2 protein-coding genes are annotated in these 1127 nt (G+C 57.7%); both read left to right on the forward strand.

The annotated features are described in order from the left end of the window. Positions 1-493 (forward strand): YceI family protein (locus AWB69_RS45240; RefSeq protein WP_062093242.1); only part of this gene is annotated, 493 nt, incomplete at its 5' end. A 49-nt stretch (positions 494-542) separates the two neighbouring features. Next, positions 543-1127 (forward strand): YceI family protein, encoded by a 585-nt coding sequence (locus tag AWB69_RS45245; protein WP_062093243.1) that lies wholly within the window; start codon positions 543-545, stop codon positions 1125-1127.

The following is a 1127-nucleotide window of genomic DNA, read 5'->3' on the forward strand; positions in this document are numbered from 1 at the left end:
TCAAGCCCAGGTCGACACGGCCAAAAGCACGGTCACGGCGACATCGAAGCAAATGAACGTGCCGGTTGAAGGCAAGTTCAAGAAGTTCACCGCGCAACTCGACTTCGATCCGGCCAAGCCGGCTGCCGGCAGCGCGAGCATCACGATCGATACCAGCAGCTACGATCTCGGCGATGACAGCTACAACAAGCAGGCGACCGACAAGGACTGGTTCGATACGGCGCACTTCCCGACCGCCACGTTCACGTCGACCGCCATTGCGCCGGCCGGCGGCACGAAGTTCAACGTCAGCGGCAAGTTGACCATCAAGGGCAAGTCGCAGAACGTCACCGTGCCGGTCACCGTGACGAGTCAGGGTGCAACGCAAACCTTTGACGGCTCGCTGCCCATCAAACGCACGCAGTTCGATGTCGGCTCGGGCGAGTGGAAAGACACCTCGGTCGTGGCCGACGAAGTTGTCATCAAGTTCCACCTTGTTGCAGCCAAGAAATAAGCCATAGAAACAAGCGTTCATCGCTTTCAACATTCATCCTGGAAAACTCATGAAAAAGAACCTTCTGATTGCAGCTGCAGGCGCGCTTTTCGCGGCCGTTTCGTTTAACGCCATGGCTGAAGAAGTCACGTATCAGCTCGACCCGAACCACACGTCCCCGAGCTTCGAGGCCGATCACTTCGGCGGCATCTCGATCTGGCGCGGCAAGTTCACGAAGAGCAGCGGCACGGTCACGCTCGATCGCGCGGCCCAGAAGGGCACGCTGGATGCGACCATCGACATGACGTCGATCGATATTGGCAACGACAAGCTGAACGGCGAACTGAAGAGCGCGCAATTCTTCGACGCCGACAAGTTCCCGACAGCGACCTACAAGGGTACGTCGATGAAGTTCAAGGGCGACGTGCCGGTGGAAGTGATCGGCGAACTGACGTTGCATGGCGTGACGAAGCCGCTGAACCTCAAGATCGAATCGTTCAAGTGCTTCACGAACCCGATGCTGAAGAAGGAAGTGTGCGGTACGGAATCGACGGCTACGTTCGATCGCGGTGACTTCGGCGTGGACTACGGCAAGGCGTATGGCTTCAAGATGAAAACGACGCTGCATATTCAAGCCGAAGGCGTGAGGCAGTAA

This window comes from Caballeronia udeis (assembly GCF_001544555.2).
Taxonomy (GTDB): domain Bacteria; phylum Pseudomonadota; class Gammaproteobacteria; order Burkholderiales; family Burkholderiaceae; genus Caballeronia; species Caballeronia udeis.

What these genes read in the sequence shown, in the direction of transcription:
- AWB69_RS45245 (WP_062093243.1), top strand. Translation starts at nt 543, where the DNA reads ATGAAAAAGAACCTTCTGATTGCAGCTGCAGGCGCGCTTTTCGCGGCC.